Annotated in this window: 3 protein-coding genes; all 3 read right to left on the bottom strand. The window is 62.6% G+C overall.

The window, feature by feature from the left end:
- Positions 1 to 252, bottom strand: a 252-nt coding sequence (locus NS184_RS16835) for a DUF7341 domain-containing protein (protein ID WP_152998305.1), incomplete at its 3' end; no start/stop codon positions are given.
- A 158-nt stretch (positions 253 to 410) separates the two neighbouring features.
- Positions 411 to 569 carry a hypothetical protein gene (locus NS184_RS18495; protein ID WP_193750554.1) on the bottom strand — a complete coding sequence of 53 codons (159 nt, stop codon included), beginning with the start codon at positions 567 to 569 and terminating at the stop codon, positions 411 to 413.
- Positions 550 to 792: a hypothetical protein gene (locus tag NS184_RS16830; RefSeq protein WP_152998304.1), complete on the bottom strand. Its 243-nt coding sequence runs from the start codon at positions 790 to 792 to the stop codon at positions 550 to 552. The genes NS184_RS18495 and NS184_RS16830 overlap by 20 nt, the downstream gene beginning before the upstream one ends.
- Positions 793 to 1,181: the final 389 nt, after the last annotated feature.

Raw genomic sequence — 1,181 nt, 5'->3', positions numbered from 1 at the left:
CTCGATACGGGTGAGTTCCCACAGCGCGTCGGAGTCGAGCACGTTGCGTTCCCTTGCACTGGCTGACTTGGAGCCGCCGTCGTTCCCAGCGGACGGCACTACAGCGTCGGCCAACTGTTGCAGCAGTGGCGGGTGTTCGACGGGGACGGTGCGCAGGTATTCGCCGTCGTCGGTGGTTTGGCGGACGTGATCGATGGTGGGTTTGGTGAGGGCGTCGACCGCATCCAGCAGTCTCGTGTCAGTCGCAGTCATCTGTGTCCTCCCAGTACGCCTTGTCGGTGTTGCGTCGTATCGGCCACCGCCACACGTCGTCGGTGGCAGCAGTTGGGGCCACAGTCGGTGTGACTGTGGCCCCTTGGTTGCCGGTTGCTTCTTCGAGTAGCCAGCGGCGGAATGTGCGTTCGAGTGCGTCATCCATCACGCAGCTCCTTGTCGTGTTGCTCGAGCCATCGGTCGAACTCTTGCCGGTGTTCGTCGGCGGATGCGATGAACGCGTTGCGCATGGCACGCACGTACGCGTCACGAACCTGAGCGGTGGTGGGCGTGTGGTCAGAACCGTTCTTCGGCATCAGCACCCCAACCGTTCGAGAATGACTTCGGGTAGACCCTCCAGCTCCACGTCTGGATCAGGTCACTGCCAACCCACTCCTGGATCTCAGCACTAACGCTCAGGTACTCCGCGTTGATGGCGGCGTCTCGTGCCTCTGCCCATGTGTCGAACACGCCGTAGATGGCGGTGCTGTCGTACGACTCTGGCGCGCACGACAGGTAGTGCACTCGCTTGTCATTCATCCTCTCCACCCTCCCATCCGAATTCCCGCATGCCGCAGATCGGGCCGCATGTAGGGCACGCGTCGTCGGTCATGGAATCTCCTTTGGCGGTTGAATCTGGTGGCCACTCGCTCGCACCTCGGGTCGCCGCTGCACTTTCGCTGCTTGCATGTATCCGTGGTCATCCTGGAATGGCGGGTTGAATCCCATGCGGTGTGCTCGTGGGTCGCCGCCACCTGTTGCTTCCACGAGCGCTTCCGTGTCGCGGTGCTCGAACTCGGGTGCATCCTCGACCTGCTTCGGCGTCCGAGTGAGCTCGATCGTGATGCGGAACCTCATCGCATCACCACCACCAGGACCACGGCGACGGCGACGGCGAACACAATGAGTCCGATCACTCCGGGCAGCCA

This window comes from Curtobacterium luteum, assembly GCF_001475545.1.
Lineage (GTDB): Bacteria > Actinomycetota > Actinomycetes > Actinomycetales > Microbacteriaceae > Curtobacterium > Curtobacterium luteum_A.
This window is presented reverse-complemented; position numbering and strand designations above follow the sequence as displayed.